Origin of the sequence: Paenibacillus sp. GM1FR (genome assembly GCF_002803315.1) — a bacterium.
GTDB classification, from domain to species: domain Bacteria; phylum Bacillota; class Bacilli; order Paenibacillales; family Paenibacillaceae; genus Paenibacillus; species Paenibacillus amylolyticus.
In genome coordinates this window covers 84,806-102,933 of the sequence record NZ_MKZL01000007.1, presented here as the reverse complement: position 1 = coordinate 102,933, position 18,128 = coordinate 84,806, and the positions used below count along the sequence as shown (strand labels likewise).

The 18,128-nt window shown below is 48.1% G+C and carries 15 protein-coding genes; 13 read left to right on the top strand and 2 right to left on the bottom strand.

Annotated features, from left to right (window positions below; translation table 11 throughout):
* The first annotated feature begins 121 nt into the window (after window positions 1-121).
* The 7 genes from PAEAM_RS04545 to PAEAM_RS04515 all read left to right on the top strand — a co-directional run bounded on the left by PAEAM_RS04545 (window position 122) and on the right by PAEAM_RS04515 (window position 8,458).
* The gene (locus PAEAM_RS04545) at window positions 122-2,461 is read left to right on the top strand and encodes a heavy metal translocating P-type ATPase (RefSeq protein WP_100526807.1); all 2,340 of its coding nucleotides are present in this window, start codon (window positions 122-124) and stop codon (window positions 2,459-2,461) included.
* A 265-nt stretch (window positions 2,462-2,726) separates the two neighbouring features.
* A complete protein-coding gene (locus PAEAM_RS04540) occupies window positions 2,727-3,083 on the top strand; it encodes an SdpI family protein (RefSeq protein WP_165789831.1) in 357 nt (118 codons plus the stop codon).
* Between the two features lie 195 nt (window positions 3,084-3,278).
* Entirely contained in the window at window positions 3,279-3,731 is a 453-nt protein-coding gene (locus PAEAM_RS04535; protein WP_100526805.1) for a helix-turn-helix domain-containing protein, read from the top strand.
* Between the two features lie 227 nt (window positions 3,732-3,958).
* Complete coding sequence (locus PAEAM_RS04530; protein ID WP_036614180.1) at window positions 3,959-5,179, top strand: MFS transporter; 1,221 nt, start codon at window positions 3,959-3,961, stop codon at window positions 5,177-5,179.
* Window positions 5,180-5,197: 18 nt separating this feature from the next.
* Window positions 5,198-5,620 carry a universal stress protein gene (locus PAEAM_RS04525; RefSeq protein ID WP_100526804.1) on the top strand — a complete coding sequence of 141 codons (423 nt, stop codon included), beginning with the start codon at window positions 5,198-5,200 and terminating at the stop codon, window positions 5,618-5,620.
* Window positions 5,621-5,851: 231 nt separating this feature from the next.
* The gene (locus tag PAEAM_RS04520) at window positions 5,852-7,276 is read left to right on the top strand and encodes an aldehyde dehydrogenase family protein (RefSeq protein WP_100526803.1); all 1,425 of its coding nucleotides are present in this window, start codon (window positions 5,852-5,854) and stop codon (window positions 7,274-7,276) included.
* A gap of 369 nt (window positions 7,277-7,645) precedes the next feature.
* Entirely contained in the window at window positions 7,646-8,458 is an 813-nt protein-coding gene (locus tag PAEAM_RS04515) for a MerR family transcriptional regulator (RefSeq protein WP_100526802.1), read from the top strand.
* A gap of 151 nt (window positions 8,459-8,609) precedes the next feature.
* On the opposite strand, the gene PAEAM_RS04510 is transcribed toward PAEAM_RS04515, so the two are convergent.
* Window positions 8,610-9,107 (bottom strand): GAF domain-containing protein, encoded by a 498-nt coding sequence (locus PAEAM_RS04510; protein WP_100526801.1) that lies wholly within the window; start codon window positions 9,105-9,107, stop codon window positions 8,610-8,612.
* Between the two features lie 185 nt (window positions 9,108-9,292).
* Here PAEAM_RS04510 and PAEAM_RS04505 point away from each other — a divergent pair, with 185 nt between their 5' ends.
* From PAEAM_RS04505 to PAEAM_RS04495, 3 genes are all read left to right on the top strand, one after another.
* The gene (locus PAEAM_RS04505) at window positions 9,293-9,589 is read left to right on the top strand and encodes a hypothetical protein (RefSeq protein WP_036614170.1); all 297 of its coding nucleotides are present in this window, start codon (window positions 9,293-9,295) and stop codon (window positions 9,587-9,589) included.
* A gap of 201 nt (window positions 9,590-9,790) precedes the next feature.
* Window positions 9,791-10,363, top strand: coding sequence for a GNAT family N-acetyltransferase (locus PAEAM_RS04500; protein WP_076254763.1), 573 nt, complete (start codon window positions 9,791-9,793; stop codon window positions 10,361-10,363).
* A 272-nt stretch (window positions 10,364-10,635) separates the two neighbouring features.
* On the top strand, window positions 10,636-12,141 hold the full coding sequence (locus PAEAM_RS04495) for an MDR family MFS transporter (RefSeq protein ID WP_083677619.1): 1,506 nt from the start codon (window positions 10,636-10,638) through the stop codon (window positions 12,139-12,141).
* A 416-nt stretch (window positions 12,142-12,557) separates the two neighbouring features.
* Here the strand turns inward: PAEAM_RS04495 and PAEAM_RS04490 are convergent, their stop codons facing one another.
* A complete protein-coding gene (locus PAEAM_RS04490; protein ID WP_017690799.1) occupies window positions 12,558-13,019 on the bottom strand; it encodes a MarR family winged helix-turn-helix transcriptional regulator in 462 nt (153 codons plus the stop codon).
* Window positions 13,020-13,526: 507 nt separating this feature from the next.
* On the opposite strand from PAEAM_RS04490, the gene PAEAM_RS04485 reads away from it, so the two are divergent.
* From PAEAM_RS04485 to PAEAM_RS04475, 3 genes are all read left to right on the top strand, one after another.
* Window positions 13,527-14,858: an MFS transporter gene (locus PAEAM_RS04485; protein WP_100526800.1), complete on the top strand. Its 1,332-nt coding sequence runs from the start codon at window positions 13,527-13,529 to the stop codon at window positions 14,856-14,858.
* A gap of 209 nt (window positions 14,859-15,067) precedes the next feature.
* Window positions 15,068-16,417: a hypothetical protein gene (locus PAEAM_RS04480; RefSeq protein ID WP_100526799.1), complete on the top strand. Its 1,350-nt coding sequence runs from the start codon at window positions 15,068-15,070 to the stop codon at window positions 16,415-16,417.
* Window positions 16,418-16,466: 49 nt separating this feature from the next.
* The gene (locus PAEAM_RS04475) at window positions 16,467-18,020 is read left to right on the top strand and encodes a hypothetical protein (RefSeq protein WP_100526798.1); all 1,554 of its coding nucleotides are present in this window, start codon (window positions 16,467-16,469) and stop codon (window positions 18,018-18,020) included.
* Window positions 18,021-18,128: the final 108 nt, after the last annotated feature.

Below are 18,128 nucleotides of genomic sequence, written 5' to 3'. Positions count from 1 at the left end.
TGTTGACACTCATGTTTAGGCGTGCATATAATAGGGGTAACCAAACATATGAATGAGTGCTCATATATTGAATACAATTGAAATATAACATCGTTTTTGTACTGCAAAGGGGAGAATTCACATGGGAACCGGACAGGAACAGGTGAAAAGGGAACTGCTGCTTGATGGACTGGATTGTGCGAACTGCGCATTAAAGATCGAGAATGGGGTCAAAAAAATTAAGGGCATTAACGAATGCTCTGTCAATTTTGTTACCAAAACACTATCGCTACACACCACTTCCGATATGGATGAACAGGTAGTGGAAGAAGCAAAGCGCAAAGTGCTTCGGCTGGAGCCGCATATTCGCATTTCGGAAAAAGGAAAACACGTGAACGGACATGTGCACACCCATACAGGTAGTGCAGGTGGTGCGCATAACCACAGTCATGACCATACTGGACATGATCATGATCATGGACATTCACATTCACATGGGAAACACTCGCATACTCATGATCAACATCAACATGGTCATACACATGAGCACGGGAGTCATGCTGGGCATGATCACAGCCATACCCATGATGATGCCCATGCAGGCCACTCGCATGAACATGGTGCAGGACAGACAAAAGTGTTGCTTGCTCGTCTTGCTGCAGGTTCTGTGCTGCTCGCAGCCGCAATCTGGTCGCCGCTGGAGGGCTGGGCACAGTTTACTCTCTATGCGCTCGCTTATCTGATTGCCGGGGGAGATATCGTGCTCCAGGCGTCCAAAAACATCATCCGCGGTCAGGTGTTCGATGAATACTTCCTGATGTCCGTCGCTACCTTGGGTGCCTTTGCGATTGGAGAGTATCCCGAAGGGGTAGCCGTCATGCTCTTTTATCAGCTCGGGGAGCTGTTTCAGGGTATGGCGGTTAATCGGTCACGCAAGTCCATTCAGGCGCTCATGGACATTCGTCCGGATTACGCGAATGTCCTGACGGGTTCGGGTGACGAAACCAAACGGGTTTCTCCAGAAGATGTACGGATTGGTGACCGGATTGTAGTGAAAGCAGGAGAGCGAGTACCGCTGGATGGTATCGTTAGAGCTGGGCGTTCCATGGTGGACACTTCTGCTCTGACAGGTGAATCCGTACCTCGTGAGCTGGAGTCCGGAAGTGATGTACTGAGTGGATTTGTGAACAAAAATGGTATGCTGACAATTGAAGTTACCAAAACGTTTGGTGAATCAACAGTATCCAAAATTTTGGACCTGGTGCAGAACGCGAGCAGTCGGAAAGCGAAAACAGAACATTTTATTAGTAAATTCGCCCGATATTACACACCGGTTGTTGTTATCCTTGCAGCCGTGATTGCATTTGTTCCGCCGTTGATACTTAGTGGTGCAACATTTGCTGACTGGATCTATCGTGCATTGGTCTTCCTGGTTATCTCATGCCCTTGTGCGCTCGTGGTCTCTATTCCACTTGGTTTCTTTGGTGGTATCGGAGCAGCTTCACGTAACGGGATTCTTGTCAAAGGCAGTAACTACCTTGAAGCGTTGAACGATGTGAAAGTTGTTGTTTTTGATAAAACGGGTACACTAACCAAAGGTGTATTCAAAGTAACAGCCATTCATCCCGAAGGTGGACGCACGGAAGAAGAACTGATGGAGCTTGCAGCCATTGCCGAAGCCAATTCCAATCATCCGATTGCTGAATCCATTCGCGCAGCTTGGGCCAAAGCCATTCCCACGCAAGGTGTGGAAGGTTATGACGAAGTTGCCGGACATGGGATTAAGGTGAGCGTCGATGGTCGGGAAGTGCTGGCAGGCAACGCCAAATTAATGAAGCAGGCGGGTATATCCTATACCACACCAGAGACAGCCGGAACGATAGTCCACGTGGCTGAAGCTGGCACGTATGTAGGTCATCTGATCATTGCCGATGAAGTGAAGGATGACGCAGCTGCAGCCATTCAGGCGCTGAAGAAACTCGGCATCCGCAAAACGGTCATGCTGACAGGTGATGCCAAAGCCGTAGGTGAAGCGGTAGGACGTGAGCTGGGTGTGGATGAGGTCTACGCTGAATTGTTGCCACAGGATAAAGTCGAACGACTGGAGCAACTGGAAGCAGTTAAATCTCCGAAGGAAAAAATGGTGTTTGTCGGTGACGGCATCAACGATACACCTGTACTGGCGCGCGCCGATGTGGGTGTGGCGATGGGTGGACTCGGTTCAGATGCCGCGATTGAAGCGGCAGATGTGGTCATCATGACCGATGAACCGTCGAAACTAGCGAGTGCAATCCGCATTGCGAAGCGTACACGAATGATTGTGTGGCAAAATATCGCGTTTGCTCTGGGAGTTAAAGCGATCTTCCTGTTACTCGGTGTGTTTGGCATAGCCACCATGTGGGAAGCTGTATTCTCGGATGTCGGTGTCACGGTGCTGGCTGTCCTGAACGCCATGCGTGTACTTCGTGTGAAGAATATCTAAGTTTACGAAACGATCCAGGCGGCTCTTCGTATATACGTAGAGCCGTTTTTATATTTTTATGTAGATAAGTCTAACCAGACATTTACACGAGAACGGAGAGGACAGAGATGACCTGAAGAAGCGAAGCGTTCGCCTTTATCCCCGGATTTTCCCCTTTCAATAAGGAATCAAAAATCTGAGGGTAACAGTGATTGGCAGGTTATTCTGTCATCGGAGTGCCAGTGTAAGCAGCTCTATGGAAGACAACAGTGAAGGGGAGAACGTTTTGACAGGAGCAGTAGTAGGGATCATCATTGGGGTGTGTTATTTCATTCTGGGGTTCATGGTGTTCAAAAAACCACCGAAAATGATTAACGGAATATATGGTTATCGGACCCCGCGTGCAATGAGTAATCCCGAGTTGTGGGACGAAGCGCAAAGTTATAGCGCCAATCTGATGATGCAATTTGGTGTGATTATCACGATATTCGGTATTATCGGTTTCTGGCTTACAGATGTACGAGCTTTGGTGCTGAGTCTTGTGGCTACAGGGTTCTATACGTTCAGACTGTTTACCAGAGTTGAAGGCCGGTTGAAGCAAATGCAACGTGCTCAACAGCAACAGAATGAGCAGAGCGTTTAAGGTAATTTGAATGAATAGTGTACAGAGGAAGACCTGCGTGTGAAGCGGGTCTTTTTTTTGTTGAAGATATAGAATGGAAGTCGATGTTCAACTCGGTAAGACTTTAAAATCTAACGTTGACGTTAACGTTAATATTATATATAATTATGTACATAACATTATAGACATATAAAAAAGAAGAAAGAGGTGAGGGAAATGAGTTTATATAAAATCGACGACGTAGCCAAGGAATGCGGTTTGACCAAGCGAACCATTCGGTATTATGAAGAGATTGGTGTCATGCCTTCACCTCAGCGGACAGATGGCGGGACGCGGTTGTACACTCGGGAGGATATCGATTATCTGAAAAAGGTGGTTCGCGCCAAAGAGGTACTTGGATTCTCCCTTCAGGAGTTACATACCTATGTGGCAACGGCAGATGCCTTGAACGAACAACGTTTTGACTACCAGCAAACGACCGAAGTAAGAGAACGGATCGAGAAGCTTACCGCGATGGAAACAACGCTGGATGGTCAGCTGCAACTGATTGAGCAGAAACTTCAAAGCATACATGCCGTACAGACTGAACTGGAAGAGCTGCGTGAACGCGTTCGGAGCGGTATTCAGAAGTTACAGACACATGATCCGCAGAATGATGAAGACGGCTAACCGAAAGCATCTAATATTTAATAAACAAAACTGTATACACATAATCGCTACATGGAGTGAGCACTATAGTACCTGTGGCGATCCTGTACAAACACCGGATGTTCCGGTGTCATTTGTGCCGTTTTGTTACCTCTAATTCTGAAAATGTATAGAATTTTTCATTATTTTCACGGTCGTTTTCAAATATAAAGCTTAACCACATAAATTATTCACAGGAGGAATTACGTATGAAAAGAGAGCCATCATTACCGGATGAATTGCCGTCATCACGTGGGGGCCTGTTATCCCAGCCGCGAGCGGTATGGGCGGTAGCCTTTGCGTGTATCATATCCTTTATGGGTCTTGGTCTGGTTGACCCAATTCTGCCCGCGATTGCAGATCAGCTGCATGCTTCGAAAAGCCAGGTGTCACTACTATTTACCAGTTATAACGCTGTAACCGGGGTAGCGATGCTGATTACAGGTGTCGTATCCAGCCGGATTGGTGTGAAGTGGACGCTGCTCAGCGGTATATTGTTGATTATTATCTTCTCATTCCTCGGCGGTACCTCAGACACGGTAGGTGCACTGGTTGGTTACCGTGGCGGTTGGGGACTGGGTAATGCCTTGTTCATCGCAACGGCGTTATCTGCCATTGTGGGACTGTCCACGTCGGGGACAGCCAAGGCAATTATTTTGTACGAAGCAGCACTTGGTCTCGGGATTGCGGTTGGACCGCTGCTTGGTGGTGAGCTGGGTTCCATCTCTTGGCGTGGCCCGTTCTATGGGGTGGCTGTTCTGATGGCGATTGCCTTTATAAGCATTACATTTATGTTGCCCAAGATGGCCAAACCGAAAACACGCAGTTCTTTGTCCGATCCATTCAAAGCATTAAGTTATCCTTCATTGAAAACATTGGCGATTACCGCCTTCCTGTATAACTTTGGTTTCTTTACCTTGATGGCTTATTCACCATATGTCATGAATCTGGATGAGCACGGGTTGGGTTATGTATTCTTTGGCTGGGGACTGATGCTGGCGATTACGTCGGTATTCGTCGCACCAAGATTACAACGCCGATTCGGATCGGTTCCGTCTATGAGTGTCATGCTTACATTGTTCGCGATTGATCTGGTTGTTATGGCAGTAGGTACGGTGATGGGTTCACCAACTACCGTTATTGTGGCGGTCATTGTAGCGGGGATTTTCCTTGGGATTAACAATACGTTGATTACAACGGCTGTTATGGAAGCTGCACCTGTAGAGCGTTCTGTTGCTTCCGCTGCATACAGTTTTGTCCGTTTCCTGGGTGGTGCACTTGCTCCATGGCTTGCGGGTAAATTGTCCGAGTGGTTCCTACCGGAAACGCCGTTTTATTTTGGTGCATTAATGGTTCTGGTTGGTGTCGTGGTATTGCTGGTGCGCCGTCATCATCTGCGGGATATCGATTCCGCCATTACATCTCACTAATTCACAGGAGGAATTGCAATGTTGAAACGTATATTAGTTGCTGTTGATGGTTCGGATCATGCTCATAAGGCTTTGGAACAAGCTCTGATCCTGGCTGAAGATATGAAACATCCCGCAAGTCTGTTGATCGTGCACGTGAATCCTGCCATTTCGATCAATGAACCTGCATTGGGTGTTGATCTGGAAGCTCGGATTGCCGAAGAAGGGCAACATATTATAGAACCTGTGACTAATCAGTTGTCAGGGCGTGACGTTGCATATAAAACGCTGTTGATTGCAGGTGATCCCGTTAATGAGATCTGCCGTGTGGCGCGTGAACGAGATTGTGGAATGATTGTGATGGGTACCGGCGGGAAAGGCATGCTCGCAGAGATGATCGTGGGCAGTGTCAGTCATGGCGTGTTAAAACATGCAGAATGCCCCGTCCTGACGGTTAAATAGGTTGTGAAATCCTTTATAATGCAATAGCTCAAGATCGCCACAATGGCTCATCAGGTACGTTACAAGCTATGATTGCCGAATACCGTAGTGGGTTGATGGCACGGAAATAGTGTATAAATAGATTATATAAATTAAACTGAACTTTTATATGAGACTATGGTTGTTCTGTCATCGAAGTGGCAGTGTAATATTCTTTAGTTCAATAGTTCTAAAAGATGGAGGATGCAGCATATGAAAAAACAACATCTGTTTATCGGTGGCAAACTGACCGAATCCGTAGATTATAAAACACTTCAAGCACCATACTCCGGGGAAACGCTGGCAGAAGTCTCGTCGGCTTCAGCCGAGGAAGCGGAGGCTGCTGTTGCAGCTGCGGTTCAAGCTGGGAAGGCAATGCGCCAGATGCCTGCACATCAGCGTGCAGATATTCTGTACAAGTTGTCCTCCATGCTTGAAGAACGCAAGGAAGAAGCAGCGCGAATCATTGCGCTTGAAGCGGCGAAGCCAATTACGGCAGCACTGGCCGAGGTTGACCGGACGGTGGAAACATATCGTTTTGCCGCTGAGGAAGCCAAGCGGCTGACCGGAGAGACGGTTCCGATGGATGCAGCCAAAGGTGGAGAAGGACGTATCGGTTATACGATGCGGCAACCTCTAGGTGTCATCGGTGCGATTACGCCGTTTAATTTTCCAATGAATCTGGTAGCCCACAAAGTAGGCCCAGCGCTGGCAGCGGGCAATACGATTGTTCTCAAACCTGCGGAGCAGACGCCTCTGTCTTCCTATTACATCGCTAATCTGCTTCAGGAGGCCGGATTGCCGGATGGTGCACTGAACGTGGTGAGTGGTGATGGCAAAACCATTGGTGATGTGCTTGTAGAGCACCCCCGTGTTGCTCATATTACGTTTACAGGCAGTCCAGCGGTAGGGACGAGCATTCGTAGCAAAGCAGGACTCAAACGCGTGACACTGGAGCTTGGGTCGAATGCAGCGGTGATTGTGGATAAGGACGCAGATCTGGACAAAGTGGTTCCTCGATGTGTGACCGGTGCTTTCACGTATCAGGGACAGGTATGTATCTCGCTACAGCGGATTTACGTACATCGTGATATTTCCGATGAATTTATTCGGCGTTTCGCTGAAGCGGCTAAACAAGTGGTGGTCGGAGACCCACTGAGCCCGGATACGGTGGTTTCTGCGCTGATTACCTCCAAGGATGTACAGCGTACACTCGACTGGATAGAAGAAGCCAAACAGGCAGGGGCTGAAGTGGCAGCAGGCGGTCAAGCTGAAGGAGGCGTTCTGCGTCCAACGGTACTGATTAACGTTCCGCGTGATGCGAAGGTATCCTGTCAGGAAGTGTTTGCACCCATCGTTGTGATCAATACGGTAGATTCCGTTGAAGAGGGTATCGAACATGTTAACGATTCGATGTACGGGCTTCAGGCAGGCGTATTTACAAACGATATCCATACCGCCCTCCATGCTGTCGATCAGATTGAAGCAGGCGGAGTTATGATTAATGATATTCCGACGTTCCGAGTGGATCACATGCCCTATGGTGGGGTGAAACAGAGTGGTATCGGACGTGAAGGTGTAAAATATGCTGTAGAGGAAATGACGGAATTGAAATTTGTTATGTTTAACAAAGGGTGATTATCTTCCATTATTTTACTCAATATACCGTATGCCAATGAAAACATAACCACACACGCCTGTGCCAGAATAATGGCACAGGTTTTTTTATATGAAGATCATGGAAAAAGTTTTCAAAAATACATGCGGATTCTTCGCCGACTGCGGGTTCACATCTGATGAGACGGGTATAACATAGTTAACATACCGCAACATAACTGACCAAACGCCGCTCATATCACTGAAGCATGATGTACCCATCCAGAGCACGAGCGGAATGAAGCGGTACAGCATTGCCGAAAGTCTTATATTCTCTCATTATTCAAATACAATGCAGTATGAATTAAGCCTGAACTCTGGAGTTGCAGGACAGGCAGGAGGTGTATTCAAATGGCATATTCCATGGTTGACGTATCGGGAATGTCAGGCGTAAGTCTGAACGAACTGAGCCAGTATGCGGAGACAGGTCTTCTGAATCCGGCATTTGGGGATGTAGATGAGGACATCTATTATGAAAAGCAGGAATTGTTGAGACTCCAGCAAATCCTTTTCTGTAAGGAAGTGGGTATGAAGGAGAATGAGATTGGACCGTTGCTCCGGGATAATCCTCAGGATGTCATACGCATCATGAAGCAGCATCGCATTGATATTCTGGAGAAGGCACTCCGTCTGCATGGATTGATTCAGACACTGGACAAAACGATCTCTCATTTGCAAGGTGAACAGGAAATTGATGAACATGATCTTTATATCGGTTTTGTAAATAAGGGGCGTCACCAGTTGCTGAATGAATCGGGTTCTGAAGCTGTAGTCACTAATGATATGAACGATGTGCAAACAGACGATGCTCAGAGGTCCGACATCCAATCTTCCAATTCATCCACATTACCTGAAAAGCAGGAGATGAAGTCAAAAGAAGATTATCTGGATTCCCAGGCGAAAATTGATCAAGTTCATCTGGACTTGCAACAGGCCATTGAGGACGGATTGGAGCCCGGTAGTGCAAAAGTACAACAGATTATTGGCAGGCATCTTGAATGGATCAAAGGTTATTATACACCCACCGCTGAGATCTATCGGGATTTGGCCAATCTGTATGTAGAGCATAAAAATTTCCGTCAGATGTATGATGGTTACCACCCAAGACTGGCTGAATTCCTGCGTGATGGGATGATGGTTAAAGCGGAACATGATTTATCCTAGATGCATAAAGTAACATGGGCGAGCAAGAACATGGGTGTGAATCATAATGGATAACAAAGAGCGCAGACCTCTGAGAGGACTGCGCTCTTTGTTATTACGGGTTCTTCATCATCGTGTGTGATGAGACTCCGATCACCTTATTCATCATTTCCTAAAGGGGTATGGTTGCTTCCAACTGCTCTGTGAGCAGGCTTACGGCTTTCTCCAGGAAGACGCGGTCTTCGTCGTCAAAACGGTTTTTGATCGGGCTGTCGATATCCAGCACCCCGTACAGTTCGCCGTTTTTGATAATCGGCACGACAATCTCACTGTTCGATGCTGAATCACAGGCAATGTGGCCTGGGAAGGCATGAACATCATCAACGACCAGGGTACGTTTTTCCGCAGCAGATGTGCCGCATACACCACGTCCCAATGGAATTCGGATACAGGCAGGCAGTCCTTGGAATGGCCCGAGGACCAGTTCTTTTCCATCATACAGATAGAAGCCGACCCAATTGGTGTCGGTCATAAATACATTGAGCAGCGCAGCAGCGTTGGCCAGATTGGCAATCGCACTAGGTTCATCGCGGATCAGAGCACTTAACTGTCCCAGGACGGCGGTGTGCTGCTCACTTCGTGTTCCTTCATAGGAAACAGCTTGAAACATGGTAAATCACCCTCCCGAGCAAAATGGTACTTATTTTCAAGATAGTGCAGAGGATGCGGTTAGTCAAGCGGAGGATTTCGGAAAGGGAAGGGAATACCTGAAGAATCCTCCTGTTTCTCAGCTTCTTACGTGGGGTAATTACTTAGCAACCACGGAGGGCTATAACCCGGGAAGGAGCTTGGCTTATGCATGCAGAGGTACAGAATCTTTTTGTACGGATTCATCTACTATATTTCGCGCAAAATCAGGATTTGAACGTTAGCGAGGCACTGCCCCTATTGGAAGAACGGGGATATCGCGTTGGAGAGCGGGAGATCAAGCAGGAGCTTGAACACCTGACACAGGAGAACTTCCTGACCGCCCACGGGGACCAATGGAGCCTGACCGGGACTGGCATCGAAGAATTCAAGGAAATCACGGCTGTGTTTGGCCGGGTTAGCGATGAATTACTGGGAAAGGGCAAGAAAACGTCCAAAGCTTAAAATTCATTTGGACAAGCCATGATTCATGTAATTCACTCAAACTTTGAATTGTTCCATACGTACAACAAGACCGGGAGCGAAACTGGCCCGGTTTTTTGACGTGTGTCCATGACTGAACAGTTGCCATTCGGCGCAGGTTATGATTAGATGACTAGTGAATATTATGGTCTGCGGAGATAGATCGGATCGGAGTGTCTTTATATGTATAAATGCAAAGGAAGAATTCCCGAAATGGAGACTGCGCGGCTTCGTCTGCGTAAAATGCGTCGCCGGGATGCGGCCCAGATGTTCGCATGCTGGTCAGATCGCGAGGTGACCCGTTACATGAATCTTGCACCCATGATTGGGACAAGCGAAGCGGCGGACATGATTGGGCTGCTCAACCAAATGGCAGGAGAAGAGGATGCGATCCGGTGGGGGATCGAACTCAAAGAAACAGGCAAGCTCATCGGTAGCTGTGGCTTTAACACATGGCAGCTTGAAGGCGCATTCCGGGGTGAGATCGGTTATGAGCTGGGACGTGATTATTGGCGACATGGTTATATGACGGAGGCTTTCTCCGCATTGCTGCCCTTTGGATATGAGACCATGGGTCTTAATCGAATTGAAGCGCTGGTTGATCCGCGTAATCTGGCGTCTGGCGAGTTCCTGACGAACCGCGGCTTCACGCGTGAAGGATTGCTGCGACAGGTGCAACATACGTCCACCGGATACAAGGATATGGTGATGTATTCCATGTTGTATGATGAGTTCCTTCGCAAGAAAGGTAAATAAAAGAGACAATATATAATTGCTTTTAAATTTACACGTAAACGAAGAAACAGAACAGAGCTGGAGAAGCGAAGCGTTCGCCTTTAAAGCTTTCTGAAAGAAAGCTACATCGGAAGCATACGCTATCACCGGATTTCTCCTTTAGAGAGGAGAAGAAAAAATCTGGGGATAACAGCGATTGGAAGCTTGTTCTGGTTCGTAGTAGAGGTGTAAATTAACGTACCAATTATATAGAGAATGAAGAGAGAAGGGTTTGTGTGAATGCAACCGGAGGTTTGAAGCGCAGTTTCATCTTGACGGGGCTGTTGCTCGCGACATTTCTGTCAGCGATTGAAGGCACCGTAATTGGTCCGGCAGGGCCGACCATTGTCAGTGAGCTGGGGAGTGTACAGCTGCTGAGCTGGATTTTCACCGCATACCTGTTGACGATGGCTGTGAGTACGCCCATTTTCGGTAAAATCAGTGACTTGTATGGACGAAAGCCTGTATTTCTGATTGGCTGCGCCTTATTTTTACTGGGTTCACTCCTGTGCTGCCTATCGCAGAACATGGAGCAATTAATTATTTTCCGTGCTATTCAAGGGATTGGTGCGGGTGCGGTAGTTCCTGTTACATTTACGATTATTGGGGACATCTACGCCATTGAAGAACGTGGCAAAATCCAGGGCTGGATTAGCTCCGTGTGGGGTATTTCCTCTCTGGCTGGACCGCTGCTTGGCGGTTATTTTGTAGACAATCTCGGCTGGCAGTGGATCTTTGGTTTTAATGTGCCGTTTGGTCTGCTCGCGATGTGGTTTGTGTTTCGTTATTTGAAGGAAGATATCTCGCCGCGTACAGCCAAAATTGACTATGTCGGTGCGCTGACCTTCACGGTGGGTATTACCGCATTGTTATTTGTCCTGTCGGCGGGTGGGCAATATTATGCCTGGAGTTCTCCGTTAATTGTTGTGCTGAGTGTGGTCGCCGCTCTGTTTATTATTTTATTTTTTGTGGTGGAAAAAAGAGCTCAGGCCCCTATGGTTCCACTACATTTGTTCCGAATTCGGGACATCCGTGTGGCGAATATCGCCGGACTGCTGACCAGTACTTTGATGATTGGCCTGACCAGTTATTTGCCGCTCTGGGTGCAGGGGGTTCGGGGAGGTAATGCGACGGAATCCGGGCTGCTGCTCGCACCGATGTCGGTGGGTTGGCTCATTGGTAGTGTGATGGCAGGCCGTCTGTTAATGAAAATTGGATCACGTATGACCGCATTGATTGGGTTAACCGGTATTGCGATCGGATCGGGTGGACTCTTTCTGGTGGGCGGGACATCTCCACAGGCTGTACTATTTGTATTGACCTTTATTTATGGTCTCGGCTTCGGATTTGCGTTTACAATCTTCACCATTATTGCGCAGTCGTCTGTAGGGTATAAGGAGCGTGGCTCCTCTACGGCACTACATACGTTCATGCGTACGTTGGGACAGACGATTGGTGCAGCGGCTTTTGGCACTTGGTTGAATTATCGGATCTCCACGTTATCCAGTGAGCAGAATCTGGCGGAAGCCGGAATTTCGGAAAATGATCTGAACGAGCTTCTCGCTCCACATACGGATGCTGCCCTATCGGATGACAAATGGGCGTTGCTGCGTAACGTTTTGGAAGGAAGCTTGCATTCCCTGTTTGTGATCATGTTTGTCATTGCACTGATCTCGTGGGTAACCACGCTTGCTTTACGCAAACGTTTGATCGTACCCGAAGATGCAGATGCTCCACGGCAGCCACAAGGCTCAAAGTAAAAGTGGATGTATACGAAAAACCGGATTCGCCGATGTCAGGCAAATCCGGTTATTTTTGTTGATGGCACATGTGCGTGGAATAGAGTGTATCTTCAAACTCAGGCAAGCAATACGTTGGGGGATGTCCGGGTCTAAAGCATTTTGAAGTACAGGCTGGCTGATCCTGGTGAATCGTCCAGACGAATTTCTAAGGAACGGAGGACGTCTTATTTGACCTTCTGCTCCTCTTTCTCAATTGTAAGGAACATGAGACAACTTATTTCCCGAAATCACCTGAAAAAACACGTTGTAAGCGGCTGTTTCTTCAAAGATAGCGTGTGTCAGATTCCTTAATATGCTGCGAGCGCTTCAGACCCCTGAATAAGACGTCACAGGTTCGTTAGCGCTCCCGCTTTCGACAGGTTTAAAGATACGCTCTAGCTGCTCGCTGATAAACGGTCTGCGGAATGTGCAAGCCTTCCCAAGAGTTCGGACAGCAATTCCTTGTCTTCCTCACTTAGTCCACTTACCGCCCGATCAATCTTCAACGCATAGCCTGGATAGATGTCATCCATGGTGCGCTGTCCTTCTTCGGTCAGTTCCACAAAGATGATACGTCTGTCTTGCGGACAATGTTTGCGGTGTAACAATCCTTTTTGCTCCAGCTTATCGATCACATAGGTCACATTACCACTTTGCAGCAGAAGTTGTGCGCCAACCTGTTGAATCGGCTGAGCTCCTTTCATATATAACACTTCGAGCACCCCGTATGCGGTGGGGTTGAAGCCATGCACTTTGCTTCCGGATACAGCGTGTTCATTCACGCTCTTGAATGTCTGGGCCAAGGTGCGGTACAGATGAAGTGAACGTTCGGTTCCGATTTCTTGTAATTCCAGCATGCTGATCCCGCCTTTTCAGATTAGTTTTATAAGTTGAAATGATAAAGTTACAACCTACCACTACGAGGACAGAACAACCTTCCAATCACTGTTATCCCCAGATTTTTTGAAATATTCTTCAAAGGTAAAATCCGGTGATAGCGTATGCTTCCGATGGAGCTTTCTTTCAGAAAGCTTTTAGGTGAACGCTTCGCTTTTTCAGGTTATTTCTGTCCTCTCCGTTATGCTGTTCATGTAAAAGAGTATTTCAACTTATATGAGTTGGTTATTTATGTTTGACGATTCAGGTTGTCGCCATGGTTTAATTGTAAACTTCTATTTCTACGAAAAACATGCGATATGTCACAAGATTTGCATTTTTAGCATTTAAAATTTGATCATTCATCATGCTGAAAATTCATCCTTCAGATGTCGCTTTTTCTCCGCCTCTGGCAGGAGGTCGAGTCAATGGCTGCTCTATATAATGAGTTCATACTATGAATTGGAATATAATGGAGGAGAAGAAGGATGACAAGTGATTTAACGTTTGAAGGACAACGACCGCTGAAGAATAACCGATCTTTTGTAACATTGATGGTGGCACAGGCCATTTCCAATCTGGGTGATTGGTTGCATCTGCTCGCAATCCTGACCCTTGTGGGTATCCGCTGGAATGCAACGCCTTGGGAGATTACATTTGTCACACTTTCCGCAGCACTACCCATTCTGTTGACAGGGCCATTCGCAGGCACGCTTGCAGATCGCCTGAACCGAAAATGGCTGATGATTGTAGCTGATGGTGCACGGATCATCATCGTGGGTGCGTTAATTTTTGCTGACCAGATCTGGCACGTCTACATACTGCTTGTCCTCAAATCCCTGTTTGATGTAATCTTCTCTCCGGCCAAAAACGGAAAGCTGAAGGAAATTGTACCTCGCGAACACCTTGCCCAAGCTGTATCCATCAGCTCGGTGATCGAACAGATGTCCAAAATTATTGGTCCGGCGCTTGGCGGACTTTTGGTAGCCGCTTTTGGCATTACCTGGTGTTTTGTTCTCGATTCAGCGTCTTTTCTGATCTCCGGCATCATTTTATTGTGGATTCCTGGAACTCGGGTGATCCAAACCGCAATTCATAACGTAACAGAAGTAGAGGAAGAGCCAGCTGGGGACGTTCGCAACCGCCCAAAAGACTCTTTTTGGAAAGAAACACTGGAGGGTATCCGCATGCTCGCATCTCTCCCTTATGTAGGAACGTCTCTGATTTTGCTTGCTTCAGCCATACTTTTTCTGCAATTTGCCGATTCACAGACTGTGGTGTTATTCAGACAACTTCCCGGAATTTCAACTGATCTGCTGGGATGGTGCGTGGCAGCAAGTGGCGCAGGTACATTAATTGCAGCGATGAGTGTACGGAAGTGGAAGCATGCAGGGCATGTTTTGAAAATGGGTCTGGGTACCACACTCATGGGTCTGGTTATCGGCGGAGCCGGAGTTATTGTTGGGATTTGGCCGCACGCCGGGCTAGGTGCCAATCTGTTGTTAGTATCCCTTTTTGCCTTGGCAGGTGTCGGAATTGGGTTCGCAATTGTCCCCTTTCAGATCCTGTTGCAGGAACAAACACCTGAGGCGATGACAGGCAGGGTATTTGGAACGGTAGGTAGCGTGATGACTGCCAGTAATATTATGGGCCCGGTGGTAGGCGGGTTTATGGTCACCTCATTTGGTGTAGTGCCGGCTTTTGTGTGTTCAGGCATTTTGCTGACCCTGCTTGGTTTGATTTATTTGATGAAACGTAGCGGGGAAAAAGCCGATCTGAATGGCTCCATTGCAGCCAAGACCATGATTGCAGGCGACTGAAGACAGGCCGAAATCTGCTCAGGTTAGAACAGTTAAAATGAAGGTTTGGATTTACTTCAAATTTTAAGTTTTTGATTAAAAAGCGTTTGAGTAAACGCCTTCACGTTTAATGAGGAACAGGCAGAAATCCCTGTATTCTAATTATTCCTAGGGGGAAAACTCATATGCCTTGTCCCACCAACGCAATAGCGGAAAGGGGGTGAAGCAACTTGAATGTAAAGTTACCAAAATCGATTGTGCGACTTGGAAGCATACCACTGGCTATACTTGCCGGGACTTTGCTTCTGGGAGTTGGATCGTCACATGTATACGCGGATGATGCTCAGGTATCTTCTGAAAAACCGTCCAGCGGATTGTCGCTAAATTTGTTTTCACGCGATTCGGATGGCGGGTTGAATCTGACTCCGTCAGTATCGGTATCCACACCACTGCTGGATGTTGAAGTTCCATCGATCAAAGCGAATGAATCCACAGGTATGCTGAGTGTATCTGAGCTGAAAGTAGATACACCGCTTGGATCGGCCGGAACATCAGAGATTGGGATTGATGCGAAGAAGGGAACCGTCGAACTGCCGTCTGTACAGGCGGATACACCGGTGATCAAAGCCGATGTATCAAGCAGTCAGGTGAACCTGAACGATGGTACAGCTTCCTTGCCTGGCGTTACCGCAGAGGTACCGGAGGTTATCAAAGCAGAGACGTCTGCTGTGAAAACAGACCTTCGGCAGGGTAAGGTTGAATTGCCTTCCGTGAAGGTGGATGTACCTGAAGTTACTTCCGTCAATATCTCCTCATCCCGTGTGGATCTGAGTAAGGGAAATGTCCAGCTGCCATCTGTGAAAGCAGAAGTTCCAGTTGTAGACGTATCCGCTGAACTCAATCCTGATCAGGAAAAGGTGGAGATTCCAAGTGTGAAGCCGGAACGGACTGTAGTCACTCCGGAACAACCGGCGGTCGTCAAAACACCGAATGGTGAAACTTCCAATACGAGTGCACTAGCAGATCCTGTTTCAACTCAGAACAACGAGGAAGGACAGGACGCAGTACAGGTTACGGGGAAAGTGATTGAAGTCACCCCGGAATCAGAAGTACGTCCAGAGCAACCTGTTGTTCCGCAGGCATTGCCTGTGGAAGGAACCGATCTGACGCAGGATTCCGATGTTAATGCAGATTTCCCAGATAACGAGTTGTTCCTCGTAGATCAGACAACTGCTAAACCAGCTGTCACTGAACAAGTGCAGAGTCACCAGGAAGCCGATCTGAAACAAGATGATGTCGATGCAACATCTCCATTGCAGCCTCGCACAGAACGACCAACAAGTTGGTCTGTTGCAGCAACTTCCCCCGGAGCAGCTAATGCTTCCGCAGGGACAAGCTCCGGTTCGTCCGGTGTAACTGGAGGTGGAGCAACCGCTCCAGCCGCTGCACTTCCGGGAGCAACAACGGGTCTGGTTACGCCAGATTACGATTTTTCCTTCCGAATGGAACGGCTCGATGGGTTCAGTCAATGGTCACAGGCACCACCTGGGCGGCCGCCGCAATATACCTCTTTCTCATAGGCAACAATGGCGTTAATTCAACCAAAATTGAGAAGGAGTGTATATAATCATGAAAAAAGTGAATCGTTGGGTAAAATTGTCGGTATTGTCGGGTACGTTGGTAGCTGGATTGCTGGGAGCTTCGCAGGCAACTTATGCCGATAGCTATAGCAATAACAGCAGTGGTAATCTGGATCTAAATGCAGGTTTGCGCCTGGAACTTGGATCTCTTCTGTCAGGACACCGTGACACAGGTTACGGTAACCATGGTAGCTACGGAGGTTCATCCAGTGCAACTGGAGCATTGAATCTGGATCTTGGCCTTAACGCCGGCTTATCTTCCGAGAGTATGAACCGTTACAATGATCGTTCTTCCGACCACACAGTTGAGCGTAGCAGTTCTGGCAAGCTGGGCCTTGGCCTGAATGCCAATGTGTCGGGAGAAGGTACAACGATGAGCGACTATTCACGAGGTGGCGAGGATCGGAACGTAAACAGCAGCTATGCGAGTGAAAGCCGCGGAGCGCTGGGTCTCGGTCTGAACGTGAATGCCGAAGGTGAGAGTGCGACATGGACTCAATCTGAACGCAACAATAGCGTGAATGACCGTGAGCGTAACGTAAACAGCAGCACTGCGAGCGAAAGCCGCGGAGCGCTTGACCTGGGTCTGAACGTAAATGCAGAAGGAGAGAGTGCAACGATGGCTCAATCTGAACGCACTAACAGCGTGAAAGACGGCGAGCGTAACACGAACAGTAGCTATGCGAGTGAAAGTCGTGGCGCACTGGACCTGGGTCTGAACGTGAATGCCGAAGGAGAGAGTGCAACGATGGCTCAATCTGAACGCACTAACAGCGTGAAAGACGGCGAGCGTAACACGAACAGTAGCTATGCGAGTGAAAGTCGTGGCGCACTGGACCTGGGTCTGAACGTGAATGCCGAAGGAGAGAGTGCAACGATGGCTCAATCCGAACGCAACAGCAACGTGAAAGACAGCGAGCGTAACACGAACAGTAGCTATGCGAGTGAAAGTCGTGGCGCACTGGACCTGGGTCTGAACGTGAATGCCGAAGGAGAGAGTGCAACGATGGCTCAATCCGAACGAAACAGCAATGTGAAAGACAGCGAGCGTAACGACAACAGCAGCTATGCGAGCGAAAGCCGCGGAGCGCTTGATCTGGGTCTGAACGTGGATGCAGAAGGAGAGAGTGCGACGTGGACTCAATCCGAACGCAACAATAGCGTGAATGACCGTGAGCGTAACGACAACAGTAGCACTGCGAGCGAAAGCCGCGGAGCCTTGGATCTGGGCCTGAACGCAAAAGCTGAAGGAGAGAGTGCAACAATGGCTCAATCCGAACGCAACAACAGCGTGAAAGACCGTGAGCGTACCGACAGCAGCAGCTACGCGAGCGAAAGCCGCGGCGCACTGGATCTGGGTCTGAACGCAAAAGCAGAAGGAGAGAGTGCAACATGGACTCAATCCGAACGCACTAACAGCGTGAAAGACAGCGAGCGTAACACGAACAGTAGCTATGCGAGCGAAAGCCGCGGAGCACTGGATCTGAACGTGGATGCGGATGCAGAGAGTGCAACTACATCTATGGTGGAGACAAATCGGTAATATGAGATTTTCACTGTAATATGAAGAAGCAGGGGCTCCGGAACCCCTGCTTCTTTTTTTTGCATTTCAAAATTCAAAATAATATGCAAATTGATAAAAGTTTCACTA